This is a genomic window from Pseudomonas sp. P5_B2 (assembly GCF_056400445.1).
In genome coordinates, this window is record NZ_JBFULH010001535.1 from 1 (window position 1) to 505 (window position 505).

Sequence of the window (505 nt, forward strand, 5' to 3'; positions counted from 1 at the left end):
CTGCGGACGCTCTTCTGCCGGCAAATTCCCCAGGGTCTTCATCACCTGAGTCAATTCACCCTTTTTGCCAAGGTAGTGAACCCGGATTTGCTCCAGGGCATTGATATCTTCAGCGCTTTGCACAGCCTCTAGTGCTTGAGAGACGAGCGCATCCAGGTTTTCCATGTACAGACTCCAGATACAAAATAGGGGAAGAGCTTGAAGGCTCTTCCCCTATTTATGACGTTTAACACCTGGCCCCACAGAGGTGAGGCCGGGTGACTGTCGGGGGTACTTAAGCCAAGGTGGCTTTAGCTTTCTCGACAATCGCAGCAAACGCCGCTTTTTCGTTCACTGCCAGATCAGCCAGAACCTTACGGTCGATCTCGATGGACGCTTTTTTCAGGCCGGCGATGAAACGGCTGTAGGACAGACCGTTGATACGTGCACCAGCGTTGATACGAGCGATCCACAGAGCGCGGAACTGACGTTTTTTCTGACGACGGTCACGGTAGGCGTATTGGCC

General features: G+C 53.3%; 1 protein-coding gene and 1 pseudogene. Both read right to left on the minus strand.

Annotated features, from left to right (window positions below; translation table 11 throughout):
• Window positions 1-165: pseudogene (locus AC1DRJ_RS32245) on the minus strand (phenylalanine--tRNA ligase subunit alpha); the annotation flags it as partial.
• 109 nt (window positions 166-274) lie between these two features.
• On the minus strand, window positions 275-505 hold a 231-nt coding region (gene rplT / locus AC1DRJ_RS32250), incomplete at its 5' end, for a 50S ribosomal protein L20 (protein WP_477805647.1).